This window comes from Jejuibacter sp. L23 (genome assembly GCF_050815825.1).
GTDB lineage: Bacteria > Pseudomonadota > Gammaproteobacteria > Enterobacterales > Enterobacteriaceae > Jejubacter > Jejubacter calystegiae.
The window spans coordinates 3173996-3193110 of record NZ_CP138199.1; the positions used below are offsets into that span (position 1 = coordinate 3173996).

General features: G+C 48.4%; 43 protein-coding genes. 23 read left to right on the top strand and 20 right to left on the bottom strand.

What is annotated here, in order from left to right; genetic code table 11:
- Nucleotides 1-9: 9 nt before the first annotated feature.
- The 19 genes from SCU88_RS14995 to SCU88_RS15085 all read right to left on the bottom strand — a co-directional run bounded on the left by SCU88_RS14995 (nucleotide 10) and on the right by SCU88_RS15085 (nucleotide 7761).
- Nucleotides 10-360, bottom strand: a complete 351-nt coding sequence (locus SCU88_RS14995; RefSeq protein WP_175341802.1) for an antiterminator Q family protein — start codon at nucleotides 358-360, stop codon at nucleotides 10-12.
- A complete protein-coding gene (locus tag SCU88_RS15000) occupies nucleotides 357-563 on the bottom strand; it encodes a protein ninH (RefSeq protein WP_175341803.1) in 207 nt (68 codons plus the stop codon). The genes SCU88_RS14995 and SCU88_RS15000 overlap by 4 nt, the downstream gene beginning before the upstream one ends.
- Nucleotides 560-922 (bottom strand): RusA family crossover junction endodeoxyribonuclease, encoded by a 363-nt coding sequence (locus SCU88_RS15005; RefSeq protein ID WP_175341804.1) that lies wholly within the window; start codon nucleotides 920-922, stop codon nucleotides 560-562. Before SCU88_RS15005 ends, SCU88_RS15000 begins: the two co-directional genes overlap by 4 nt.
- On the bottom strand, nucleotides 919-1212 hold the full coding sequence (locus SCU88_RS15010) for a nuclease domain-containing protein (protein ID WP_175341805.1): 294 nt from the start codon (nucleotides 1210-1212) through the stop codon (nucleotides 919-921). The genes SCU88_RS15005 and SCU88_RS15010 overlap by 4 nt, the downstream gene beginning before the upstream one ends.
- 110 nt (nucleotides 1213-1322) lie before the next feature.
- Nucleotides 1323-1502 (bottom strand): protein NinF, encoded by a 180-nt coding sequence (locus SCU88_RS15015; protein ID WP_175341806.1) that lies wholly within the window; start codon nucleotides 1500-1502, stop codon nucleotides 1323-1325.
- Nucleotides 1496-1678 (bottom strand): NinE family protein, encoded by a 183-nt coding sequence (locus tag SCU88_RS15020; RefSeq protein ID WP_175341807.1) that lies wholly within the window; start codon nucleotides 1676-1678, stop codon nucleotides 1496-1498. Before SCU88_RS15020 ends, SCU88_RS15015 begins: the two co-directional genes overlap by 7 nt.
- Nucleotides 1675-2202 (bottom strand): phage N-6-adenine-methyltransferase, encoded by a 528-nt coding sequence (locus SCU88_RS15025; protein WP_175341808.1) that lies wholly within the window; start codon nucleotides 2200-2202, stop codon nucleotides 1675-1677. Before SCU88_RS15025 ends, SCU88_RS15020 begins: the two co-directional genes overlap by 4 nt.
- Entirely contained in the window at nucleotides 2199-2633 is a 435-nt protein-coding gene (locus SCU88_RS15030) for a recombination protein NinB (RefSeq protein WP_175341809.1), read from the bottom strand. The genes SCU88_RS15025 and SCU88_RS15030 overlap by 4 nt, the downstream gene beginning before the upstream one ends.
- Before the next feature lies 1 nt (nucleotide 2634).
- Nucleotides 2635-2841, bottom strand: coding sequence for a hypothetical protein (locus SCU88_RS15035; RefSeq protein ID WP_175341810.1), 207 nt, complete (start codon nucleotides 2839-2841; stop codon nucleotides 2635-2637).
- A 4-nt stretch (nucleotides 2842-2845) separates the two neighbouring features.
- The gene (locus SCU88_RS15040) at nucleotides 2846-3364 is read right to left on the bottom strand and encodes a hypothetical protein (protein WP_175341811.1); all 519 of its coding nucleotides are present in this window, start codon (nucleotides 3362-3364) and stop codon (nucleotides 2846-2848) included.
- Nucleotides 3365-3451: 87 nt separating this feature from the next.
- Nucleotides 3452-3787: a DUF7301 family protein gene (locus SCU88_RS15045; protein WP_175341812.1), complete on the bottom strand. Its 336-nt coding sequence runs from the start codon at nucleotides 3785-3787 to the stop codon at nucleotides 3452-3454.
- Between the two features lie 38 nt (nucleotides 3788-3825).
- Nucleotides 3826-4122: a hypothetical protein gene (locus SCU88_RS15050; RefSeq protein WP_175341813.1), complete on the bottom strand. Its 297-nt coding sequence runs from the start codon at nucleotides 4120-4122 to the stop codon at nucleotides 3826-3828.
- Complete coding sequence (locus SCU88_RS15055) at nucleotides 4119-4427, bottom strand: hypothetical protein (protein ID WP_175341814.1); 309 nt, start codon at nucleotides 4425-4427, stop codon at nucleotides 4119-4121. Before SCU88_RS15055 ends, SCU88_RS15050 begins: the two co-directional genes overlap by 4 nt.
- Nucleotides 4424-4642, bottom strand: a complete 219-nt coding sequence (locus SCU88_RS15060; protein ID WP_175341815.1) for a hypothetical protein — start codon at nucleotides 4640-4642, stop codon at nucleotides 4424-4426. Before SCU88_RS15060 ends, SCU88_RS15055 begins: the two co-directional genes overlap by 4 nt.
- Nucleotides 4639-5487 (bottom strand): ATP-binding protein, encoded by an 849-nt coding sequence (locus tag SCU88_RS15065; RefSeq protein WP_175341816.1) that lies wholly within the window; start codon nucleotides 5485-5487, stop codon nucleotides 4639-4641. Before SCU88_RS15065 ends, SCU88_RS15060 begins: the two co-directional genes overlap by 4 nt.
- Nucleotides 5488-5489: 2 nt before the next feature.
- Nucleotides 5490-6362 carry a hypothetical protein gene (locus SCU88_RS15070; RefSeq protein WP_175341817.1) on the bottom strand — a complete coding sequence of 291 codons (873 nt, stop codon included), beginning with the start codon at nucleotides 6360-6362 and terminating at the stop codon, nucleotides 5490-5492.
- Nucleotides 6362-7162: a GIY-YIG nuclease family protein gene (locus SCU88_RS15075; protein WP_431810016.1), complete on the bottom strand. Its 801-nt coding sequence runs from the start codon at nucleotides 7160-7162 to the stop codon at nucleotides 6362-6364. Before SCU88_RS15075 ends, SCU88_RS15070 begins: the two co-directional genes overlap by 1 nt.
- Entirely contained in the window at nucleotides 7120-7419 is a 300-nt protein-coding gene (locus tag SCU88_RS15080; RefSeq protein ID WP_175341818.1) for a CII family transcriptional regulator, read from the bottom strand. Before SCU88_RS15080 ends, SCU88_RS15075 begins: the two co-directional genes overlap by 43 nt.
- Nucleotides 7420-7533: 114 nt before the next feature.
- Nucleotides 7534-7761 (bottom strand): helix-turn-helix domain-containing protein, encoded by a 228-nt coding sequence (locus SCU88_RS15085; protein WP_175341819.1) that lies wholly within the window; start codon nucleotides 7759-7761, stop codon nucleotides 7534-7536.
- Between the two features lie 79 nt (nucleotides 7762-7840).
- Between SCU88_RS15085 and SCU88_RS15090 the strand changes: the two genes are divergently transcribed.
- From SCU88_RS15090 to SCU88_RS15115, 6 genes are all read left to right on the top strand, one after another.
- The gene (locus tag SCU88_RS15090; RefSeq protein ID WP_175341820.1) at nucleotides 7841-8539 is read left to right on the top strand and encodes a S24 family peptidase; all 699 of its coding nucleotides are present in this window, start codon (nucleotides 7841-7843) and stop codon (nucleotides 8537-8539) included.
- A gap of 28 nt (nucleotides 8540-8567) precedes the next feature.
- Nucleotides 8568-8666 carry a YoaK family small membrane protein gene (locus SCU88_RS15095; protein ID WP_175341821.1) on the top strand — a complete coding sequence of 33 codons (99 nt, stop codon included), beginning with the start codon at nucleotides 8568-8570 and terminating at the stop codon, nucleotides 8664-8666.
- Between the two features lie 156 nt (nucleotides 8667-8822).
- Nucleotides 8823-9200 carry a hypothetical protein gene (locus tag SCU88_RS15100; protein ID WP_175341822.1) on the top strand — a complete coding sequence of 126 codons (378 nt, stop codon included), beginning with the start codon at nucleotides 8823-8825 and terminating at the stop codon, nucleotides 9198-9200.
- 163 nt (nucleotides 9201-9363) lie between these two features.
- Nucleotides 9364-9654: a hypothetical protein gene (locus SCU88_RS15105; RefSeq protein WP_175341823.1), complete on the top strand. Its 291-nt coding sequence runs from the start codon at nucleotides 9364-9366 to the stop codon at nucleotides 9652-9654.
- A 720-nt stretch (nucleotides 9655-10374) separates the two neighbouring features.
- Entirely contained in the window at nucleotides 10375-10650 is a 276-nt protein-coding gene (locus tag SCU88_RS15110; RefSeq protein WP_431810017.1) for a hypothetical protein, read from the top strand.
- Nucleotides 10651-10662: 12 nt separating this feature from the next.
- On the top strand, nucleotides 10663-10869 hold the full coding sequence (locus SCU88_RS15115) for a hypothetical protein (RefSeq protein WP_175341825.1): 207 nt from the start codon (nucleotides 10663-10665) through the stop codon (nucleotides 10867-10869).
- On the opposite strand, the gene SCU88_RS15120 is transcribed toward SCU88_RS15115, so the two are convergent.
- On the bottom strand, nucleotides 10866-11069 hold the full coding sequence (locus tag SCU88_RS15120) for a hypothetical protein (protein WP_175341826.1): 204 nt from the start codon (nucleotides 11067-11069) through the stop codon (nucleotides 10866-10868). The genes SCU88_RS15115 and SCU88_RS15120 overlap by 4 nt on opposite strands.
- Before the next feature lie 383 nt (nucleotides 11070-11452).
- Between SCU88_RS15120 and SCU88_RS15125 the strand changes: the two genes are divergently transcribed.
- The 17 genes from SCU88_RS15125 to SCU88_RS15205 all read left to right on the top strand — a co-directional run bounded on the left by SCU88_RS15125 (nucleotide 11453) and on the right by SCU88_RS15205 (nucleotide 18896).
- Nucleotides 11453-12409, top strand: a complete 957-nt coding sequence (locus tag SCU88_RS15125) for a DUF7666 domain-containing protein (protein WP_431810018.1) — start codon at nucleotides 11453-11455, stop codon at nucleotides 12407-12409.
- Between the two features lie 23 nt (nucleotides 12410-12432).
- Entirely contained in the window at nucleotides 12433-12735 is a 303-nt protein-coding gene (locus SCU88_RS15130; protein ID WP_175341606.1) for a hypothetical protein, read from the top strand.
- Nucleotides 12735-12932, top strand: coding sequence for a DUF7167 family protein (locus SCU88_RS15135; RefSeq protein ID WP_138097960.1), 198 nt, complete (start codon nucleotides 12735-12737; stop codon nucleotides 12930-12932). The genes SCU88_RS15130 and SCU88_RS15135 overlap by 1 nt, the downstream gene beginning before the upstream one ends.
- Before the next feature lie 149 nt (nucleotides 12933-13081).
- Nucleotides 13082-13255, top strand: coding sequence for a hypothetical protein (locus SCU88_RS15140; protein ID WP_175341607.1), 174 nt, complete (start codon nucleotides 13082-13084; stop codon nucleotides 13253-13255).
- Nucleotides 13252-13554 (top strand): hypothetical protein, encoded by a 303-nt coding sequence (locus SCU88_RS15145; RefSeq protein ID WP_175341608.1) that lies wholly within the window; start codon nucleotides 13252-13254, stop codon nucleotides 13552-13554. Before SCU88_RS15140 ends, SCU88_RS15145 begins: the two co-directional genes overlap by 4 nt.
- Nucleotides 13551-14477, top strand: a complete 927-nt coding sequence (locus SCU88_RS15150) for a recombinase RecT (protein ID WP_175341609.1) — start codon at nucleotides 13551-13553, stop codon at nucleotides 14475-14477. The genes SCU88_RS15145 and SCU88_RS15150 overlap by 4 nt, the downstream gene beginning before the upstream one ends.
- The gene (locus tag SCU88_RS15155) at nucleotides 14474-15154 is read left to right on the top strand and encodes a YqaJ viral recombinase family protein (protein ID WP_175341610.1); all 681 of its coding nucleotides are present in this window, start codon (nucleotides 14474-14476) and stop codon (nucleotides 15152-15154) included. Before SCU88_RS15150 ends, SCU88_RS15155 begins: the two co-directional genes overlap by 4 nt.
- 3 nt (nucleotides 15155-15157) lie before the next feature.
- Nucleotides 15158-15298, top strand: a complete 141-nt coding sequence (locus SCU88_RS15160) for a DUF1317 family protein (protein ID WP_175341611.1) — start codon at nucleotides 15158-15160, stop codon at nucleotides 15296-15298.
- 166 nt (nucleotides 15299-15464) lie between these two features.
- On the top strand, nucleotides 15465-15866 hold the full coding sequence (locus SCU88_RS15165) for a hypothetical protein (protein WP_175341612.1): 402 nt from the start codon (nucleotides 15465-15467) through the stop codon (nucleotides 15864-15866).
- Nucleotides 15863-16057, top strand: coding sequence for a hypothetical protein (locus tag SCU88_RS15170; protein ID WP_175341613.1), 195 nt, complete (start codon nucleotides 15863-15865; stop codon nucleotides 16055-16057). The genes SCU88_RS15165 and SCU88_RS15170 overlap by 4 nt, the downstream gene beginning before the upstream one ends.
- Nucleotides 16047-16208 carry a hypothetical protein gene (locus SCU88_RS15175; RefSeq protein WP_175341614.1) on the top strand — a complete coding sequence of 54 codons (162 nt, stop codon included), beginning with the start codon at nucleotides 16047-16049 and terminating at the stop codon, nucleotides 16206-16208. The genes SCU88_RS15170 and SCU88_RS15175 overlap by 11 nt, the downstream gene beginning before the upstream one ends.
- 11 nt (nucleotides 16209-16219) lie before the next feature.
- Nucleotides 16220-16510 carry a hypothetical protein gene (locus SCU88_RS15180; RefSeq protein WP_175341615.1) on the top strand — a complete coding sequence of 97 codons (291 nt, stop codon included), beginning with the start codon at nucleotides 16220-16222 and terminating at the stop codon, nucleotides 16508-16510.
- A gap of 1 nt (nucleotide 16511) precedes the next feature.
- Nucleotides 16512-16799: a hypothetical protein gene (locus SCU88_RS15185; protein ID WP_175341616.1), complete on the top strand. Its 288-nt coding sequence runs from the start codon at nucleotides 16512-16514 to the stop codon at nucleotides 16797-16799.
- Between the two features lie 127 nt (nucleotides 16800-16926).
- Nucleotides 16927-17184, top strand: coding sequence for a DNA polymerase III subunit theta (locus SCU88_RS15190; protein WP_175341617.1), 258 nt, complete (start codon nucleotides 16927-16929; stop codon nucleotides 17182-17184).
- The gene (locus SCU88_RS15195) at nucleotides 17181-17480 is read left to right on the top strand and encodes a hypothetical protein (RefSeq protein WP_175341618.1); all 300 of its coding nucleotides are present in this window, start codon (nucleotides 17181-17183) and stop codon (nucleotides 17478-17480) included. The genes SCU88_RS15190 and SCU88_RS15195 overlap by 4 nt, the downstream gene beginning before the upstream one ends.
- A gap of 95 nt (nucleotides 17481-17575) precedes the next feature.
- Complete coding sequence (locus SCU88_RS15200) at nucleotides 17576-17842, top strand: excisionase (protein ID WP_175341619.1); 267 nt, start codon at nucleotides 17576-17578, stop codon at nucleotides 17840-17842.
- Nucleotides 17811-18896 (top strand): tyrosine-type recombinase/integrase, encoded by a 1086-nt coding sequence (locus SCU88_RS15205; protein WP_175341620.1) that lies wholly within the window; start codon nucleotides 17811-17813, stop codon nucleotides 18894-18896. The genes SCU88_RS15200 and SCU88_RS15205 overlap by 32 nt, the downstream gene beginning before the upstream one ends.
- The last annotated feature ends 219 nt before the right edge of the window (nucleotides 18897-19115 follow it).

Genomic DNA, 19115 nt, shown 5'->3' on the forward strand with positions numbered 1-19115 from the left:
CATTCAGCGTCAAGCGGCCTCCAGTAACGTTCTCAGGCATCCGGCAATATATGCCTCTGCCCTGCCAAGATACGCGGTCACATAGTCCGGCCTGCGGTTCATATGCCGGGCGATGGCCCGGCAGGATATGTGCTGCTGATAGTGAAGAAAAATGATGTTATATCCGTCGATGTCGTACCTTTTCAGGCTGGAGACTGCGGCATCGACAATAAGACCCTCGTCATCGCTCAATGACGGGCCATCCTTTCGGCCTGACGCCTGAGACATGTAAGACATTCCCTTGTATTCCGTCCCAAGACGACAGAAGCTCCAGTTTCCCCATCCTTCAAGTAAATCTTTTACGTGCCTCGTGACTGTCATACCGCCTCCGATTCATGTCGATGCTTACCACGCTTGCCGAATACCGCCATCAGTTTTCCATTCACCACGGCGTGACTTTGGGCTTCTCTGTCTCGCGCATATTTTCTGACGGTTGCCCGGTCACACCCTAATCTCTCTGCTACTGCCTTCATGCTCCCGCGTGTAGAGATGAGTAATTCGGGTATGGTTGTGAATTGCCTCATGCCGCCTCCAGTTCAGTGATTTTTATTCCAACCCTGCCACCAGGCACTTTTTCGCCACGAATTACGCGAATGTCATCAAATTGCTCGTCATCCTCCGCAAACCCGGCGTGGATGAGAGAATCCAGGAGGCTTTTTAAAATGTTGTCGATATCTCGGCGTCTGTTATCTGGAGCGTTTGCGATGATTTTTATTCGGAGGCGGGAGTTGGTGTATATGTCAAGGTCTTGGTCAAAAATTATTTGCTGCACTATTTTTCTGTATTCTTGCCCTTTTTTGCTGATGAAATATTGCGGTCCTTTCCGTCTCCAGTAGTTATTAACAGACGGCGGGTACGGTAGAGCAAACTGGTATTCACTCATGCCTTTATCAGCCCCTCCTTAATCCAGATGGCCTGCGTCCTAAGCACACCCTCAGCATGCATCAGCCTCAATTCATCATGAGTGAACGGCGTCTTTATCCGGCCATCTACAGCATCGTGACAGCAGTTACACCCGATAGCGCCCTGAGTGTCGTCCGGCTTGCATCCAACACCACAGGTTCCAGACATCCGGTAGTGAGTCAGTACAGATGTTTCAGGATTTCCGTTGCAAACGCCGGGTATTCGAATCTGACACTCCCTACCCCTGGCTGCTTTGCGAAGATTTGCCATTCTCCACCCTCCGGGAACATAATGCACAGAACCTTACGAGCTTGGGCCCCATAAACCAATAGGAACATTTTTGGCACCTTCCATAATACCAACCGATTGGATAATCTCTTTTAGACCGAATCATCGTCATCCCCCTCGTACATCATCGAGTTAGGGTCGGCGTACAGAAAAATCGCGCAACTGTCGCACACATAGCACTCATCAGGTGCCAGCGGTATGCCGCATTCAGTGCAGCGATGAGTTATTTTGCGCTCGCTCTGCTGCTGTTCCGTTTGGTCACTGGTTAGCATCTATGCCTCCTGGTTCTCATCCTGTCCCATTTCGCACGCAGCAGGCCGTAGACGTAATCGAACGTCTGGACTTCGCTGGCGGTTGGAATTGGTTTGGGTTTATTGCGGGAGAGTTTGGTGGGTCGGAATATCGTGTTGTCTATGGCTATCTGGGTTGGGCTTCGCCGCCGCTTCATGCCGCCCTCCTGATTTTCTGCCCCATCAACATTAGCGCCACTTTAGATACGGTAGTTATCACTCGACGCGGACTGATGAACGGTCGCCATATCAGAAGCATGGAGCCTTTGCTATTCCCTTTTTTCTCCATCCCTGTAGACGATTCGATAAAATTAATCCTTCCATCAGTAATGACTCGAACTTCATCAACAGTTTCCAGGGCTTTACTGAACCAGCCAACAGACATATCCTCGGGAACCAGCATCACTACCGGCTGATGCTGCCTTACACACTGCTCAGCAGCTTTCTCCACCCACGGCCTGATATTGGAATATGGCGGGTTATTCCAGATTGCGCCGTAACTTAACCATTCAGAGTTAAGCGCGTCGTCGGCCTCAGTTAGCCAGTGCGCGCATAGCGCATTTTTGTCACTGGCTGCCGAGTCGAGCCAAAATCCAAACTCAATATCCAGTGCGTCGAACAACCACAGCGGCGTTTGCCAGCAATCTTTATCATGAGGTGGCGTATTTGATTTGATGGTCATGACGCCTTTCTCCCAGTTCGTTTAGCCCACTCCAGCGCCTCCTGTGCGTCGTTACTCCACGACACGCCATGCTCAGCACCGAATGCGTTGATCAGCTCCAGCAGGTCGCTGAACTCACCTACGCGCATCTTTGACGTTGACTGGCCGAGAACAACAAACCCACCGTAAATACCTGGCGCCGAGCGCTGCCCCTTTAGCGCCGCCGTGAATATCGCCTTCCAGTCATCCGGTGATAATTTCTGCCCGTACCACTCAACCTGTTCAGCCACATCGCGCAAAGTTGCCCAAAGCCTGCGATTCTGCTGGCTGCTGCGGGTGCGCTCTTTGATTTCGACGACGTAGGGCTTTTCGGTGTTGAGGGGGAGTTGCTGAATGGTGCGAATGGCGTTTTGCTGTACTAGCGGACTTCTGACTTCAAACGAGAATCTCATGTTATTTCTCCCTTAAGCCGGTTCCTTCCCATAGCTGCTTCTCAATAACTTGCAGCATGGTTAAAGCGTTATGTGATGCGTTTTTAGAATGCTCGGTTCCGTCATCGACGATTGCCAACAACTGCTGTTTCATGTTGACGGCGTTAACCAGGGCGTCGCATATCAGACGATACTGACGGCGGGATAGTGTGATTGTTCGTTGCGCCATATCGCTAACTCCTTACCTTGAGTCCAGCTGTGCGAAGAGTCTCTTCGATTTCCCAACCGGCATATACTGGGTAACGTTCAGAACCATCACAGCAGCGGTCTTTTTCGCTACGGGATATCGCTACATCATCCCAATAATCATCGGGTGCATGTCCAGCCTGAATCCAGATTAAGTGGGCGTGAGGCTCAGGCAGAACTATCTCTATAGCCTCCCTGCTCGCCTTCCATGCCAGCCAACACATAGCTACTATTTTATGGTTTGGATATTCTACTGGCTCCCAGCCTGTGCATTCCTCAAACCACTCCTCAAAAGCTCCGCGAATCTTTTCCACTTCTCCTCCTGATATAACTGTTGATATGCCACGCGCCAACTCTTCTATTTCATCGTGACTCGGCGATAGCGTCATTGCGTGAGGGAAATTAGCGATTAGCTCCAGAGGGAATGTCGCTATCCTCGTAAGTTGGCTGCTTCCATCCGCAATGGCAGTCCTGAAGCTCTCCGCTACCACCCTCCAGGTATTCACCACATTCCGGGCAGTAAAGCAGCGGCATGCCGTATGTCTCCAGCAGGTGACGCACGCGTCGAACACGATCTAAGGTTATGATTGCCATCACTTAGCCTCCACCTTGATGCCTACGGCGGTAAGTGTTTGTTCGACTTGTTCCTGATAACCCTGACCGCCAGCACTAACAGATTCATGGTGACGGTGTTGCACAGCATCTTTTCCACTTTCCCCTCCATTAACCGTGTCAATAATCTGGCTAATCCTGTATTTCATACCCCGAGTGATAATCTCATGCAGAACACGATCTCTGCGGTATTTTCTGTCTTTCGGGCGATGCTTGAATTTCTCGCGCATTGGCAGTGAAGATGACCTGTAATATTTTTTAAATCTTGCGCGGCTTTCAGCAACGTCTGCCTCAAATAGTTCTCTGTGTGTTGACATATTCCCCTCCATTAAAAAGGCTCGCTTTTGCGAGCCTGTTATTCGTCTTCACATTCATCAAACAATTTCCAGCGCCCGACACCTTCCCATTTGCCGTATCTGTTACCCAGTGAGTCAAAGCTCCGGCCAAATGGTTCGTAATAGCAGAGGAACGCATGAAGCAGAGTCTTTGCCGATGTTTTGAGGCGGCATTTTTTGCTGACAGCCATAGAAAACCGGGTCATGCTAATAGCCTCGACTGCGGGCCAGATGAACCACACCCACACCAGAAGGATTGCAATAGCTGCCAGAATGATATTGGCTATTGCTCCGCTGAATATCAGATATGTGGTCATACAGCACTCCTTGCTGCCGCCAGACAGCGGTTAAACATCATGGTTAGTTCGTTGGCGCATCCGAATTTCATCGGATTATTCAGAACTGTTCCGGTAGCCATCCCGCGCTTAATCGCCACGGATCGGCTCTCGAAATAGATAAACCGCCCGCCTGTTCTTGTGCGCCAGAGATATCCGCGCTCTGCCAGTTTGCACAGTGTCGAGGTCAACGACGGCTTACTGATACTGGTATGCCTCTGCAATTCAGCAAGGCCGCTGCCGGGATTCTCGGTGATGAATTTGATGATTGTTTCGTAGTTGTTCACGAGCGATCCTCCAGAACGCCATTCAGTACGCCTATGGTGTACAGTAGCCAGACAAACGATATACCCAGGGGTTTGATGCGCTCGTAGTGCTTGAGCAGAATCGGGCGGCTCAGCTTGTCTTTGTTGACGCCGGGATTTTCGGCAAAAGCCTTCTTTGCCTCGTTCAGAGCTTCCCTTGCGCAGCAACGCAGGGCATTTCTCATTTCCGGTGTCATGCCCTGTTCCCCCTGTAGCTGTCCCAGGTGAATGCCAGCGTGCATCCGCCTCCGTCGTTCATGCGGTCTATCACCCGTTCACCGATGAATGCGGATAGTTCCTCTTTGCTCTGGTTGCTAATCAGAATCGTGGGGCGCATGCGTTCGTACCGGGTGTTGATGATTTCGAACATGATTAGCTTCTCAGCTTCGCTACCGAACTGTACACCGACTTCATCGATAATCAGCAGGTCTGGGCGGGTGAACTGGCGTATAACATCGTCTTCGGAGCGAGTCGCGCTTTTCGACCATGTCGCCTTGTACTCACGGGCAATTTTCAGGGCAGTAGTGAATGCCGCCGTGCTCTGGTGCTTCTCGATGACGTGTTGTGCAATAGCCAGCGCCAGGTGATTCTTGCCAGTGCCAGGCTTGCCGCACATAACAAGTCCGCCGCCGCGCTTGAGGCGATCAGGCCACTTTGAGGCGTATGCCTGACATACCCTGAGTGCCTTTTTCGCGTCATCACAACCAGGAACGTAGTTATCCAGAGTGCAATCAGCGAATCGCTCAGGAACGCGCAAATCCAACTTCAGGCGCTCGATAGTTCGGCGTCGTGCTTCAGCGTCAATCTGCTCCCGCTCTCTGTGTAGTTCGTCCAGTTGCTCTCTCAGGCAGCCAGGGCATTCCGTATGGTTTGGAGGAATCTTGATCATCCCGGTAATCGTCCTAACTCGCTGCTCGTACTCACCGTGCGACTCACAGTGAGCAGCTACGATTTCAACTGTGCTGTGCGGGATATCCGCAGGCGGCTTGCTCAGTTCGGAGAGTTTTCTCTCCACGTTGGAAATTTTCTCGTTGATGTCCATGGTCACTCCGTCGCCCAGGATGGCATTTCAGTCTGGCCGTAGTCTTTAGTGGCAAAGCTCTCGTTAACGGCCCGCTTTGCAGGGGCTCGGTATGCGTTTTTATTCTGGTAGTTCAGCTTGGCGCTGGCAGTGTTGAACCAGCTTTTAGGTTTCTCGCGGGTGAACTCCATGTCCAGTCGGGTAAGCTCAGCAACGAGATCGATATTTGAAAACAGAGCTTTCCAGGAGTCGAAGTCCTTTTGGTTTAGTCTCACCACATTCCCTTCGAAGGCATATCGGCTAGCCATCTGATGAATTGTTGCCCCTGACTCATCGGTACAAGTCGCGTCAGCGGCTTGGGTGTTAACAGAGGGAATCAGGTTAAGGGAATCAGGAATCAGGTTAAGGGAATCAGCAGGATTTAAATTGTTCTCTACTGGTTCTTGCACTGTACTTGCATGGTGCTTTTCTGGTGTCTCATTGTTTTCAATGACTTGAGGTGATTTTGCATCCTTCTTATCTTCCTCTTTATCGTCCTTGCACTGTTCTTGTCCGGTGCTGTCATTGTTCTCTACTGGTTCTGGTATCTCACTTGCAGCTTCTTTGCAGTGAGGATTCTGGTGCTTCTTCCAGTTTGAGATCTGGATAAATCCATCTCCATTAACCTGGTAACGGTTGATGAATTTACGCTGATATAACTGCTGAAGGAGTTCATCGCAGTCAACGTTGTCGAACGGTAGGACAAGCGCTTTAACCTTTTTTGGGCGATCATCCAATCGCCCTTCTTTGTCAGCAATAGTCCACAACCCGGCAAAAAGAAGGCGGGCATATGGAGAACACTCGGCTAATTCATCATTAGTGAAAAAGCCAGGTTTTATGTTTCTTGAGCGAGCCATTAAAATCCTCCCGGCAGTCTTGGGCCATAAATGCCCGTTTGCATTGCTTTTTCGTGAAGCTCTTCAAGGTAGGCAAGGTTGCTCTGGTGAGATTCGGTCAGGATTCCTCTTGGGCCGCCGTCTTCGATAATTATCGAAATGCCATCCCTGGAGATTTCATCAAGACGCTCACATCCGAGCTCAAAAATGAGCCTTAGTGCGTTTGTCTTGCACCCAACAGATGTTACGCAGAGCTCCTCAAACCATTCGTGAAGGTTCATTTGTATTGGTTTTGCTGCGCAGATAATGGAGTAGTTATCTGCAACTTCTTCCAGTGTTGACTTGGATTCGCAAAGGCAAAATGAGCGACATATCTCATCGACAACATCCAATGAGCAGCGAAAAAACTCTCTCCCGCTATTAATCCGGTAATCGTTCAGCGCTGCATGTATGCGGGCCTCGTCGCCGCGAGGGTCATCAGAAAAGTAAGATGCCTCTACGAGAAATTTATCCGGAACGCCGGTTGCAGAAGATATCTCTTTGGCTCTCATTTCTGGCGAGGTGGTTGTCATGCCAACTTTCAACAGCCCAGGCATGCATGGGTTGGACAATATGTACACCCAACCTTTTGTATTGATGCTTTCTTTAACTGGCCCGCTAATATCTATTGGCATGGAGTATTTTGATTCCAGCCTTCTTACTTCTTCCTTTATAAATTCATACCCGCATTCTTTTACAAGATCGTCATTTAAGGGCATAATTACCTCTGTGAGTTGCTTTAAAAATCCATCGATATCTGGTCTAAATCCTCGGTCTTGCACACCGGGGATTTTTTCTTTCCGATAGCCTGATAGGCATCCTGAATAGCCCGTCCCAATGGACTGACCTCTACCGCCATCCTGGCGATGCAGAATACCGTTGCGATATCCCGCCAGTTCATCCGGCTGACCTTCGATTCATGCCACCCGGCAAGGTCGGCAAACTTCCGCCCGGTGAGCTGCGAGAGCATGATTAGCAGGTCGGTTTCAGCGCGATCTACTTCACGCGCAGTTGGTTTGCTGTAGCTTGCGTTTTCCATTTCGTAATATTTTCCGTGTTGAATATGTGGTTATGTGACGCATACGGGTGTATGCGTTTAGGTTTGCCACCCGTCTTCGGTTTGGCGGAGCTGGTTGTTAAAGAGCGATATTGCTTAGGCGGATAAGAGTTTCTTGCGACTCACATCCAGTAGGTCTTCTGCCAAATATTTACCTCGGGAGATTCCCTCAATGGTTTTGGCGTACTCTGTCTTTCCGAAGAACTCAGTCTTTGGTAAGAAGCCATTTTTTAGCCATTTATAAACGGCTCGCTCGCTTACTCCGCAGGCTTTGGCAACTTCGGAAATCCCGACCCCTTTAATTGGCTCTTCGATACTGAGCATAGGGATAACTCCTTTTCGTACTTTCAGTACGCATTATGATGGAACTGAAAGTTTTTGCAAGTGGTTTACTATCGAACCTATGGTACAAAATGAAAAAATGCGTCAAGAATTCGCCCAGCGGCTAGCGCAGGCCTGTAAGGATGCTGGATACGATGAACACGGAAGAGGAATGGCTATAGCCAGGGCTCTTGGCTTGTCCTCAAAAGGCGTTAGTAAGTGGTTTAATGCCGAATCCCTCCCCAGACAGGAAAAGATGAATGCCTTAGCAAGGCTGCTTAAGGTTGATGTCGTGTGGTTGCAGCATGGACATATCCAATCGACTAAAGAAAATCCTGTCGAATATGCAGGAAAGATTAGATCCGGCATCGTCCCTGTTCGTGGCGACGCCAGCCTGGGGGTTGATGGCGCTATAGACATGACTGAGCGCAATGAAGGCTGGTTGAGGGCCTACAGCCGTGATCCGAATGCATATGCCATTCACACGTCCGGAGATAGCATGTGGCCGCGCATTAAGTCTGGTGACTATGTGCTTATCGAGCCTGCCGCTACCGTGCTACCTGGCGATGAGGTCTTCGTCAGAACTAAAGACGATCACAACATGATTAAGGTTCTCGGGTATGACAGAGACGGGGAATATCAGTTCGTGAGCATTAACCAGGACCACCGGCCGGTAACGTACCGTCACGCTGATATCAAGAAGATAGAGTTCGTAGCTGGAATCTTCAAGAAGACTCTGTTCATGGACGATGATGAAGCTCGCGAGTATCTGAGGGCCTGATGAGACGTTTGGTTAACACGGAGTGCGCATGAGGATAGGTATAGTTTTCCCGGTGATAGTGTTCATTGTTGCTGTGGCGTTTATGGCGTGGTTTGTAGTAGGTGGGTACGCGGTGCAAGGGGAATGATGAGACGTTTGAGTGATGGGGTATTTGATGCCATTAATCACTGATCATTTGTCAGGTTTCTATCGTAGCCACGTTTGATGTAAACTCTATCGTGTTGCTGCGTGTGACTTTTCTGCATCAACATAAAATTGAGGGTCGCCTCCTTAAGGGCTAGAAATGAGCAAAAAAGAGCCAAAGTTAATATCGTTTGATGAATTCGCAGAATACCTTAATGGGCTAAAAGGTGAGCATATTTGCCCAATGTGCGAAGAAGAGAAATGGACGCTATACACCCCGAAAGAGTTGGAAGATCAGAGTAATAACAGAAGGATGCAACCAACCATCCCATTCGCCACCTATTCATCAAAAGATGGTAAGGAGAAGGGTAATCTTCTTGGCGGTTCTGTTTTGGACGTACTCATAATGGAGTGTCAAAACTGTGGGTATATGAATTTTTTCTCCTATGCAAAAGTTTTGAAAAACATAAGTAATAGTGAAGAAAAAGAATCAGATTCCAGCAGACAAGGAGAAGATGATGAATCACCGGGAAACTGATTCATTTTCGCCAGCGACAGATGTCCTCAGACAAAATCATCAGATTAACCTAAAAAGGCATCACTCCAATTCGTCGTTTTCACCATCAACGAGAGGATTTATCCTTCAACTGGATAATGCACCTCACAACGGTTATGATAACTCCATTCCCGGGAGAGACGACATGAGTGGAAAAACCATAACAAGACTGGAGTTCTGGGTTGGCATCTGTGCATCAATTGTCACAATCATTGGTGCAGGTATCGTTGCAACATGGACGATATCAAACTCAATAAACGATAGAGTCAATGACTCAAGGCGGGAGCTGGCCGGGAACATCCAAAACAGCAAGGTTGAAATAACAACCAGAATTGATAGATTGGAAGACAAGATAGACTCAAACTACAAAGAAACATCATCCAGCCTAATGAAAATACAGGCTATCTTAGAATCCAAGCAGCAGAACAAACAATAACCCGGCCACCGCGCCGGGTTTTCTTTTGCCCTACCCGATAACCATGGTTAACCAATGGTTGAAATAATGTTTGGTGAATGTAGTATTTACCTGCGGCGGGTCCAGTAGTCCAGGACTGCTGCCGGTGGATGCACCAAGCCCGCCACCTCAATCTGATGTTTTTTTATTATCCGCCCGGTCCACGCCGGGTTTTTTTTGCCATTTATCCCCGATCCCCACATAGGCACCCCCCCCACCCGCCACCATAACCAACTGATATTAAACATCAATACACATTAAACCTTCGATTTGACCGCCACCCGGGCACCACTCCGATCCCCTCCCTACCCGGGCAACACCACACCACCCAAGACAGGCGTTTACAAAAATAAATTCCCTTATAAAACATAAATTAAACTACAAGTACGATCATTGGATTAAAATTTCGTACTAATGGTTCTTGCATATATCGAACTATTGGTTCAATATACATCCCATCAGCAGGACGCTGGTAGCCAAACGGAACAGATTGGCATTGCTCTTTAACAAGATGATTCCTTCCCGAAGACGGGAGGGCCAAAGCGAAAGTGCTTTGGGGTGTGGTGAAGGGTTCATGGACGGGAATATGTCGCACGTAAAGCGGCGAGGCCCGAGGGACTATTGCCGAATTGAAGTAGGCCGAATCGGGTCGAAATGGGTCTCCCACCGACCACACCACCAAAGCACTTACCGGAGGTAACTATGAATTCCAGACAGCGATACAGAGCCAAGCGCATGGCGTCATTCAATCGTGAGGCGTCTGAACGCAAAGATTATGCACGCAAAATCAACCGCGCCTTTACCCGCCTCTCCACTGGCTGTAGCGAGAGAACGGTTAAAGCCATGTCGCTACCATCTCTGCGTGAGAAACGCGAGCAGGAAGCCGCTGAGGCAGGTTCCTGCATGCTGCCAGAGGTAGCCATCTATCGCGCAGGACACCGGACAGTACGTAAAGACGCAACGCATATAATTAAGTGAAGGAGATAACCAATGAGAGAACTTAAAACAATCGCTGTTTCTGGAGATGCGAGGTCCATCAAGAGCCGAAGCCGAACCATTATGGCAGCAGATGCTGCATTGGCAGCTACCGAGCAAGTTTTTCAAAGCGAGATCGATGCTAAAGATATTGTTAACCTGGTAAAGCTGCAAAGAGCGGCGCTAGAGTCCGCTCTTGCATCACTGAAATTCGCAGACTAGGAAAGAACCCCCATGGCGGGCGGGGACTCCTGCCTGTGCTTCTTCTCAGCCACTTCCCTGCATAGCGGCAACAAATCTGAGATACGACGAATCATTGCTTCAGGAGTGGTGATGCTCGGGTCTTTTGCTGCAAGGGAAAGTGCCAAATCATAGGCTACGGACTCAGTAGTCCTTCCGCCAGTAAAGACGTTAGCTGACATAAAAAATCCTTATTTTGACTGTGGAAACATCAGTCTATCCCTTTCCTTTGGCTGTGGAAAGCAAGGAACCACCGAGCCTGAAGTGGTGAAAAGACAGGCGCAACCGGAGATATTTAAATGAAGAAATTCTTTAGCAAATTCCCAGCCGCAATTCAGGGGTGGGTTATCGGCACTCTTACCGGTGTTGCCATTCTCATAGCGACGCCACCAGTAGTTATATTTCTTCGTTGGTGGTTCAGATTATGGGGCGTGAATAACTGATAAGCATCAGTGCGGTTGGCAGACAGAAGATGAAGCTTGGCGAGAAGCCGCTGATTTGAAACGTTTAACGAACTATGACCCGCTACGGCGGGTTTTTATTGCCAAATTCAAGGAAAAATAAAATGAGCAACAAAATTGTGACCTATAAGGGACTCAACAAAGATTTAACCTGCCGTGATTTTCAGTTCGAAATCGGAAAATCATATAATCACGAAGGAAAAGTTGAAGCATGCGGCTCTGGATTTCATGCATGTGAATGCCCATTCGATGTGTTTAGTTATTACCCTCCAGCAGAAAGCCGCTACGCAGAAACTATTTCGTTTGGCGTCACTGACCGTAAAGAAAATGGTGATACAAAAATCGCCAGCGCCAGCATCACTATTAAAACAGAGCTAACCCTACCCGAATTCATTCAGCGGGGAATTGACTGGATTTGGAGTAAAATTGACAGATCTCTGGAACAGCAGAACATGACCGGCCACCGGTCAGCAGCAACGAACACTGGCGACTGTTCAGCAGCAACGAACACTGGCGACTATTCAGCAGCAACGAACACTGGCGACTGTTCAGCAGCAACGAACACTGGCGACTGTTCAGCAGCAACGAACACTGGCGACTGTTCAGCAGCAACGAACACTGGCGACTGTTCAGCAGCAACGAACACTGGCGACTGTTCAGCAGCAACGAACACTGGCGACTATTCAGCAGCAACGAACACTGGCGACTGTTCAGCAGCAACGAACACTGGCGACTGTTCAGCAGCAACGAACACTGGCGACTATTCAGCAGCAACGAACACTGGCGACTGTTCAGCAGCAACGAACACTGGCGACTGTTCAGCAGCAACGAACACTGGCTACCGGTCAGCAGCGGAAGTATCTGGATCGCAATCTGTAGCCGCATCGCTCGGAATTAAAGGGAAGGCTCGCGCATCTAAAAACGGCGCAATCGTACTCTGCTATCGCGATGAAGATGGAGAGTTAATTCACATCTGCGCAAGCAAGGTTGGCGAAAATGGAATCGAGCCTGATGTCTGGTATCAGTTAAATGAGTCAGGCGAATTTGAGACCGCCGAATAATTCGTTTTTTACTGGAGGGGATTATGGAATTTAAAGGGACGCCCGGTCCTTGGTCATACAGAAAGTCAGGACCACACTGGAATAATTCATTACTGACTAATATAGAGATTAATTTCGGGAGCGAAGGAGAATGTATTGCCGACACTGTTTACGAAGAAGCGGATGCCAGGCTAATCTCTGCGGCCCCTGAGCTTCTTGAGGCATTGCAATTAATCGTGGCTGAACATAGCGGAATGAATAAATCATGCGGTCACAATGGATATGAGTGTACATGTGGCTACGACAAAGCACGAGCGGCAATATCTAAAGCGCTGGGAGGTGAGTAATGGGAAGAAAGTTTAAAGTTTGGCTGGATTCTGGTGCGAATATTGAATCCAGATACGAAGATGAAGTTGACTTGGATTTCCTGGGTGTTTCATCGGAAGAATGGGAAAATATGAACGAACGCGAACGGGATGAATTAATGAAGGATGTCGCCTGGGAAAGAATGGATTGGGGATACAAAGAAATAACTGACGAGTAAGCACATATAGCGCATTAACCAGTGCGCTATGTGAGCATAGCTCGTTATCCCTTGAAGTTATTGCCCCGTGTCCGGGGCTTTTTTATGCGCGCATATCAGAGCTAATAACGTTAGCTGCGATATGCACACAATAAATAAGGAGTACACCCATGCAGTTTGTTAATGCAGGGGCCACCGTGCCGGGTGGCTCAGTTAATTACATTAAATTCATGCAGCATCACCCGTCATTCCGCGTGTCAAGTGCGTCATTTGTACCGCCGCCGCGCTGGAAAAGTCTGCTGCAAAAACTTGTTGAGTTTCTGACACAGGAAGGGCAGTCATGAGATTAAGCATCCGAGACATCGAAGAGTTGAAGCGCATTAAAGCAATGCTCACCGAAGACGACAGAGAACGAATTTATGCCGAAGTTGAGGCACTAACCAAATCATCAAACCCAATCACCGCCCTACTCAGAAATATAAAGCCTGATTCAAACACAGAGGACGCGGTTTCGTTTATGGAAGACCACGATATCGAATATCAGGAACGGGCGGCGGAAATGTTATGGGACTTACTGACATTCAGAGTGACCAATGAGTACGTGATGGAAATATTTAAACGCAGACATCAGGAGGCGGCATGAATCATCAGTTGGTAAATCATGTTCATAATCTAATAAACCCACTGAAATCTGAGTTTGAGCAAATCTGTACTGAGCCTGGCGTAACATTCAAGCGGGAAGCTGAGTTTGCCATGCAGATTTTTGCTAATAATGATTATCTGGCAAAGGTTGCGGTTGACAATCAAGTGAGTACCAGAAGCGCGGTTATGAATGTGGCCGCGATAGGCGTTACTCTGAACCCAGCGCAGAAGTTAGCTTACCTGGTCCCAAGGAAAGGCGCTATCTGTCTTGATATTAGCTACATGGGGCTGATGCATATTGCTCAGCAATCAGGGGCAATAAAGTGGTGCCAGTCATCTATTGTCAGAAAGAACGACAGCTTCCACCGTGAGGGGCTGGATAAGCCACCAGTACACATATACAACGACTTCGACACGGCAGAGCAGCGAGGTGACATCGTCGGTGCATATGTAGTCATAAAGACAGACGATGGCGATTACTTAACTCACACCATGCGAATTGATGATATCTGCGCAATTCGTGACCGCTCTGAGGCCTGGAAGGCATACAAAAGCAAAGGTAAGTCATGCCCCTGGGTAACCGACGAAGAGCAAATGATTCTCAAGACTGTCGTTAAACAGGCGGCCAAATACTGGCCTCGCCGTGAACGCCTGGATGCCGCAATCGACCACGTTAACACCGAGGGTGAGGAAGGTATTAACTTTTCAAATGAACGACAGACAGAGAGGGATGTCACTCCGGCAGGAGAGGAAATAATAAAAGAAATTAACGATGTTCTTATTTCCATGAACAAGACGTGGAATGAAGACCTCTTACCCCTGTGTTCAAAAATATTCCGCAGAGAAATTAGAGGTGCATCAGAACTTAGCCAGATTGAAGCTGCTAAGGCTCTCGGCTTCCTGAAGCAAAAGGCGGCAGCATGACACCTGAAATAATAATGGAACGCACTGGCATTGACGTTACAAATATTGAGCAAGGTAATGAAGCGTGGCATAAGCTGAGACTCGGTGTTATCACCGCATCTGATGTTCACAATGTTATATCAAAACCTCGCTCAGGAAAGAAATGGACAGATATGAAAATGTCATACTTTCATACTCTGCTTGCTGAGGTTTGCACTGGGGTTTCGCCTGAAGTTAATGCAAAGGCATTGGCCTGGGGGAAACAATTTGAAGACGACGCCAGAGTTCTTTTCGAATTCACTACCGGCGTTAACGTGGTCGAATCGCCAATACTTTTCCGAGACGATGGCATGAGAACTTCCTGCTCTCCTGACGGCTTGTGCAGCAATGGATACGGTCTGGAGTTGAAGTGCCCTTTCACCTCTCGCGACTTTATGAAATTCCGCCTTGGTGGATTTGAGGCAATAAAATCAGCGTACATGGCTCAGGTTCAGTACAGCATGTGGGTTACCGGAAAGGATAGTTGGTTCTTTGCTAATTACGACCCTCGCATGAAACGGGAGGGAATCCATCATGTTGTGGTTGAGCGTGATGAAAAATACATGGCTGACTTCAACGAACTGATTCCAGAATTCATAGAGAAAATGGATGAGGCGCTCAGTGAAATTGGTTTTTCTTTCGGCGAACAATGGAAATAAATCATGCACTCTCCCACAGACAATATCAGATGTGGGAGCACCGTCATTCGTTATTACTCAGCGTATGGCGGATGGATGCTCCCTGATAAAACTTTCACTAAAAACCCACTCAAAGCCCATCGCATTGCAGAAGAAACCGAATAGAAAAAGGAAACGCATAAGCAGGCGTGGGAGCCGTATGAAGTCGAATTCCTTATTAAGCGCAACCCGAGAACAACATTAGCCAGCCTGGCTAAAAAGCTCGACAGAAGCAAACCGGACATTATTCAAATATTAATCGCAATATCAGCAGGAAATTAACGGAGGGTTTATGAGCGAGATTGAGAAGCTTAAAGAAGAGCATATGCAAGCGCTTACAGCATATGAAGCAACAGTGCAGAACCTGAATGCAAAAGTTGAAGCGCTGGCGGCGGAGAGCGCGAGACTTAAATCAGAGATAGCGAATATCACATTCATGGAAGATGAAGTGTTTTTCAATTGCGACCGGAGAGCTCAGGAAGTGATGGGGAGAATAGTTAACGTAAAAACCCCCGCCACCGACGCAGTGATTGCAGATATGCGCGATACGGCACGCAACGAACTGTACCAAGAATTCGTTAAACGCGCCCGGCTCGCAGGGATGAGCGATAGTGACATTGTCAGCGTATTTGAGGCTACCGACGCCCTCCTGCATTGTGCAGAGCAACTGCGCAGCGGCAAGGGGGCGGCATGATGCCGGGCGTAATTTACGGCTCAATAAATAATGACCGCCAATGGATTTTACACAACGGAATCATTAAAACTCGCGTGCCTGGCGATATCTGGAGGGATGCAGGATGGCCACAGCCGACAATGAAAGAGAGTGACATTGATTATTACATCGCAACAGGGGAAATGAAGGAGGCCCGCAGCAATGGCGAATAACACTGATTTTAGTTCCTGGTGGCAGCAACTCAACGAAATCGCACGGAATAAGGGATTCGATAACGCTGGCGACCCGAGCAAATGGCGAGATGAATTTGATCGTGGATTGTCTCCTGCTGATGCGTGGAATGGCGACTGGGATTTATATTGAGGGGACTGGCGATGAGTGAATTAAGCGTGAAACAAAAAATACAGTTAATTAAAAATATCGCAGAGAGAAATAATGTCATTAACAGCACTGACGCCCTGTTTGTCATTAATGCGCTTGAGAGTCGCATAGCAGAACTGGAATCACGCCGGGTGCGGGTTGAGTTGGCGCCTCTGGAGCCTGACGACGGCTCTGATGCACAGGTAGCTATAAACGCGGGTATTCGTAATTGGGCCATAGTCAGATGCCGGGATGCATTCATATTGGCATGCAAATCTGCTGGAATAGAGTGCGAGGTGGTGTGATATGGCTAAATCATCTGATGTACATGATTTGTTTAATGCGTATCAAAAACAGACCCGGAAGATGCCTGCGAAAGGTGTTTACGCTTCTAAACAACGGCGCGATGAAGTACAGGCGGCCCACGTTCGCAAGATAATGCGGACACGTCGCAGGTCAGTTGGAAAATCAAATAAGCTGGGCTTCCGCTTTACTGCGGAAATGCGCGTGGCTCTGATTTGCGATATGAATTGTTGGGCTCTGATATGCCGCTCTAATCGCAATCAGGTGGCTAATAATGGCGAGGTGGTGTGATGAGCGATATCTATGAAGCGATGATAAAAGCGGCTCCGAAGGTGAAATAATCAGTTGATCATTTGATCAAATAATCCCTCCCCTATCCCACAACGATTTATACTCTCCGCAACTGGAGGGTTTAGTCATGTCTAAGTGGAACATCGCGGCACGTAGTGTCGAAGAGCAGGATAAGGTTAATGTTGACCTCGCAGCGTCAGGCGTTGCTTACAAAGAGCGCCTCAATATGCCGATTATCGCTGAGCAGGTCATGAGGGAGCAGCCAGAACAGTATCAGGAGTATTTCATGGAACGACTACGCCACTATCGAGAGCAGAGCGTTAAGCTGCCGAATGCGTCAGACCCTCGCTATCTGAAAATGGCAGAGGATAACGCCAAAAAATGAGGCTGTTAGCGCTGGCACTACTCGCAATTTCTACCGCAGCTTTTGCTGACGATTCTGGCTATGGGGATCCCGTTTCTCGTTGCCTCAACAATCACACTATCCCGTACATCAAGTCTGATATTGATGCTCGTAAAATCGTCGATGACGCATACAAAGAATGCGACTCCGTGATTAAAGAATGGCAGAGTAATCGGGAATTGTTGCCGAAGGAAATGAGAGACAGGCAAGAAAAGGAGCTGTACGAATTTTACATCAGGATGATAGAAATCAGGCGAAAATCAGAGCCTGTTAAGTAGAAAACAAACCACCTACTCACAAGGTCGCCAATCGGCGGCCTTTTTATTTTGCGTTGATTTGCATAGCAAATGTGGAAAATACACAGGAGAGACAAATGGCAAAGTTGCTTACGTTATTGCAATGGGCTGACGCGCACTATGAAACTCCACCCTCACTGAGAACGTTGCAGCGATGGACCAGGGAGGGACGTATCTACCCCGCCCCGGAACTGCATGGCAGGGAGTATAAGGTTCAGCATGATGCGGTGTATGTGGACCCTAGCAAGAAGAACCTCAAGCCAAAACATGTGAAACTGCCGAGCAAAGGCACGCTACTGGAGAGATTAAAACATGGCGAACAGGCCAGCCCGTTACGACGCTAACTTACCCCGTAACCTGACCTATCGTAAACGCAACAAAATCTACTCATGGCGCAATCCGATGACCGAGCAAGAGATATCACTGGGGCGCATCTCACGCAAGGATGCAATCGCCCAAGCTATTGAAGCCAACAACTATATAGAGCAGAACTACATCCCCTCCACACTGCTCGACCGCATCAAAGATGTCCCCACATTCACAGTGACTGAATGGCTCAAGCGGTACAGGGTCATTCTGGAGCGCCGTGAATTGAAGCCCAACACGATGAAGGTCAGGAACAATCAACTACAAACCATAGATGATGAATTTGGCCGGTTTCCTCTGTCCGCAATATCGACAAAGGACATCGCTGAATTTCTGGAGTCATACGTCTCATGCGGGAAGAAAAGCATGGCTGCCGGTCTCAGATCTGTTCTGATGGACATATTCAGGGAGGCGATGGTGGAAGGCCATCTTGAAAGAAATCCTGTAGAGCCGACAAGAACTCCGACGCCAGAGGTTAAGAGGGAGAGACTTCTTCTTGAGCCATTCATAATCATCAGGGATGCAGCCATCAGAAACTCATCCTGGGCCGCCAACGCTTTCAATCTGGCGCTGGTAACAGGGCAGAGGCGAGAAGATGTAGCCAAATTTCAATTCAGCCACATAAAAGATGGGCGTCTGTTTGTAGAGCAGGAGAAGACTGGCCACAAACTCGCGATTCCCCTTGATTTAACACTAGACTCCGCAGGGCTGGTATTGCAGGATGTCATAGACCAATGTCGTACTAACAACCCATCGGACTATATGATTTACTCAGCGGTGCGTCGCGGAGGAAGAAAGCCAGGGCCACTAACGCCAGATGGACTGACCCAGGCTTTTTCTGATATGAGGGACATGTCAGGATTGCGATTTGGCCCCAACCCGCCATCTTTCCACGAAATCAGGAGTCTCGCCAGTAGGTTGTATGAAAGGGAGCGTGGGGAAGAATTTGCAAGGAAACTTCTTGGTCACAAGAATTTAACAATGACGCAAAAATACCTGGACTCCAGGGGTGCTGAGTATGATATGGTTTAGACAGGATATGAAGATTTCGGGAGATTTTCGTGTCCTTTCGTGAGAGACGATAAAAACACGTTTAAAAACATACAGATAAAAAAAGACCGAATACGATTCCTATATTCGGTCCAGGGAAATGGCTCTTGGGAGAGAGCCGTGCGCTAAAAGTTGGCATTAATGCAGGCTAAGTCGCCTTGCCCTTTAAAGAATAGATGAGAGTCGCAGGTTTTCCAGTCC

What these genes read in the sequence shown, in the direction of transcription:
- SCU88_RS14995 (WP_175341802.1), bottom strand. Translation starts at nt 360, where the DNA reads ATGACAGTCACGAGGCACGTAAAAGATTTACTTGAAGGATGGGGAAAC.
- SCU88_RS15000 (WP_175341803.1), bottom strand. Translation starts at nt 563, where the DNA reads ATGAGGCAATTCACAACCATACCCGAATTACTCATCTCTACACGCGGG.
- SCU88_RS15005 (WP_175341804.1), bottom strand. Translation starts at nt 922, where the DNA reads ATGAGTGAATACCAGTTTGCTCTACCGTACCCGCCGTCTGTTAATAAC.
- SCU88_RS15010 (WP_175341805.1), bottom strand. Translation starts at nt 1,212, where the DNA reads ATGGCAAATCTTCGCAAAGCAGCCAGGGGTAGGGAGTGTCAGATTCGA.
- SCU88_RS15015 (WP_175341806.1), bottom strand. Translation starts at nt 1,502, where the DNA reads ATGCTAACCAGTGACCAAACGGAACAGCAGCAGAGCGAGCGCAAAATA.
- SCU88_RS15020 (WP_175341807.1), bottom strand. Translation starts at nt 1,678, where the DNA reads ATGAAGCGGCGGCGAAGCCCAACCCAGATAGCCATAGACAACACGATA.
- SCU88_RS15025 (WP_175341808.1), bottom strand. Translation starts at nt 2,202, where the DNA reads ATGACCATCAAATCAAATACGCCACCTCATGATAAAGATTGCTGGCAA.
- SCU88_RS15030 (WP_175341809.1), bottom strand. Translation starts at nt 2,633, where the DNA reads ATGAGATTCTCGTTTGAAGTCAGAAGTCCGCTAGTACAGCAAAACGCC.
- SCU88_RS15035 (WP_175341810.1), bottom strand. Translation starts at nt 2,841, where the DNA reads ATGGCGCAACGAACAATCACACTATCCCGCCGTCAGTATCGTCTGATA.
- SCU88_RS15045 (WP_175341812.1), bottom strand. Translation starts at nt 3,787, where the DNA reads ATGTCAACACACAGAGAACTATTTGAGGCAGACGTTGCTGAAAGCCGC.
- SCU88_RS15050 (WP_175341813.1), bottom strand. Translation starts at nt 4,122, where the DNA reads ATGACCACATATCTGATATTCAGCGGAGCAATAGCCAATATCATTCTG.
- SCU88_RS15060 (WP_175341815.1), bottom strand. Translation starts at nt 4,642, where the DNA reads ATGACACCGGAAATGAGAAATGCCCTGCGTTGCTGCGCAAGGGAAGCT.
- SCU88_RS15065 (WP_175341816.1), bottom strand. Translation starts at nt 5,487, where the DNA reads ATGGACATCAACGAGAAAATTTCCAACGTGGAGAGAAAACTCTCCGAA.
- SCU88_RS15070 (WP_175341817.1), bottom strand. Translation starts at nt 6,362, where the DNA reads ATGGCTCGCTCAAGAAACATAAAACCTGGCTTTTTCACTAATGATGAA.
- SCU88_RS15080 (WP_175341818.1), bottom strand. Translation starts at nt 7,419, where the DNA reads ATGGAAAACGCAAGCTACAGCAAACCAACTGCGCGTGAAGTAGATCGC.
- SCU88_RS15085 (WP_175341819.1), bottom strand. Translation starts at nt 7,761, where the DNA reads ATGCTCAGTATCGAAGAGCCAATTAAAGGGGTCGGGATTTCCGAAGTT.
- SCU88_RS15090 (WP_175341820.1), top strand. Translation starts at nt 7,841, where the DNA reads ATGGTACAAAATGAAAAAATGCGTCAAGAATTCGCCCAGCGGCTAGCG.
- SCU88_RS15095 (WP_175341821.1), top strand. Translation starts at nt 8,568, where the DNA reads ATGAGGATAGGTATAGTTTTCCCGGTGATAGTGTTCATTGTTGCTGTG.
- SCU88_RS15100 (WP_175341822.1), top strand. Translation starts at nt 8,823, where the DNA reads ATGAGCAAAAAAGAGCCAAAGTTAATATCGTTTGATGAATTCGCAGAA.
- SCU88_RS15105 (WP_175341823.1), top strand. Translation starts at nt 9,364, where the DNA reads ATGAGTGGAAAAACCATAACAAGACTGGAGTTCTGGGTTGGCATCTGT.
- SCU88_RS15110 (WP_431810017.1), top strand. Translation starts at nt 10,375, where the DNA reads ATGAATTCCAGACAGCGATACAGAGCCAAGCGCATGGCGTCATTCAAT.
- SCU88_RS15115 (WP_175341825.1), top strand. Translation starts at nt 10,663, where the DNA reads ATGAGAGAACTTAAAACAATCGCTGTTTCTGGAGATGCGAGGTCCATC.
- SCU88_RS15120 (WP_175341826.1), bottom strand. Translation starts at nt 11,069, where the DNA reads ATGTCAGCTAACGTCTTTACTGGCGGAAGGACTACTGAGTCCGTAGCC.
- SCU88_RS15125 (WP_431810018.1), top strand. Translation starts at nt 11,453, where the DNA reads ATGAGCAACAAAATTGTGACCTATAAGGGACTCAACAAAGATTTAACC.
- SCU88_RS15130 (WP_175341606.1), top strand. Translation starts at nt 12,433, where the DNA reads ATGGAATTTAAAGGGACGCCCGGTCCTTGGTCATACAGAAAGTCAGGA.
- SCU88_RS15135 (WP_138097960.1), top strand. Translation starts at nt 12,735, where the DNA reads ATGGGAAGAAAGTTTAAAGTTTGGCTGGATTCTGGTGCGAATATTGAA.
- SCU88_RS15140 (WP_175341607.1), top strand. Translation starts at nt 13,082, where the DNA reads ATGCAGTTTGTTAATGCAGGGGCCACCGTGCCGGGTGGCTCAGTTAAT.
- SCU88_RS15145 (WP_175341608.1), top strand. Translation starts at nt 13,252, where the DNA reads ATGAGATTAAGCATCCGAGACATCGAAGAGTTGAAGCGCATTAAAGCA.
- SCU88_RS15150 (WP_175341609.1), top strand. Translation starts at nt 13,551, where the DNA reads ATGAATCATCAGTTGGTAAATCATGTTCATAATCTAATAAACCCACTG.
- SCU88_RS15155 (WP_175341610.1), top strand. Translation starts at nt 14,474, where the DNA reads ATGACACCTGAAATAATAATGGAACGCACTGGCATTGACGTTACAAAT.
- SCU88_RS15160 (WP_175341611.1), top strand. Translation starts at nt 15,158, where the DNA reads ATGCACTCTCCCACAGACAATATCAGATGTGGGAGCACCGTCATTCGT.
- SCU88_RS15165 (WP_175341612.1), top strand. Translation starts at nt 15,465, where the DNA reads ATGAGCGAGATTGAGAAGCTTAAAGAAGAGCATATGCAAGCGCTTACA.
- SCU88_RS15170 (WP_175341613.1), top strand. Translation starts at nt 15,863, where the DNA reads ATGATGCCGGGCGTAATTTACGGCTCAATAAATAATGACCGCCAATGG.
- SCU88_RS15175 (WP_175341614.1), top strand. Translation starts at nt 16,047, where the DNA reads ATGGCGAATAACACTGATTTTAGTTCCTGGTGGCAGCAACTCAACGAA.
- SCU88_RS15180 (WP_175341615.1), top strand. Translation starts at nt 16,220, where the DNA reads ATGAGTGAATTAAGCGTGAAACAAAAAATACAGTTAATTAAAAATATC.
- SCU88_RS15185 (WP_175341616.1), top strand. Translation starts at nt 16,512, where the DNA reads ATGGCTAAATCATCTGATGTACATGATTTGTTTAATGCGTATCAAAAA.
- SCU88_RS15190 (WP_175341617.1), top strand. Translation starts at nt 16,927, where the DNA reads ATGTCTAAGTGGAACATCGCGGCACGTAGTGTCGAAGAGCAGGATAAG.
- SCU88_RS15195 (WP_175341618.1), top strand. Translation starts at nt 17,181, where the DNA reads ATGAGGCTGTTAGCGCTGGCACTACTCGCAATTTCTACCGCAGCTTTT.
- SCU88_RS15200 (WP_175341619.1), top strand. Translation starts at nt 17,576, where the DNA reads ATGGCAAAGTTGCTTACGTTATTGCAATGGGCTGACGCGCACTATGAA.
- SCU88_RS15205 (WP_175341620.1), top strand. Translation starts at nt 17,811, where the DNA reads ATGGCGAACAGGCCAGCCCGTTACGACGCTAACTTACCCCGTAACCTG.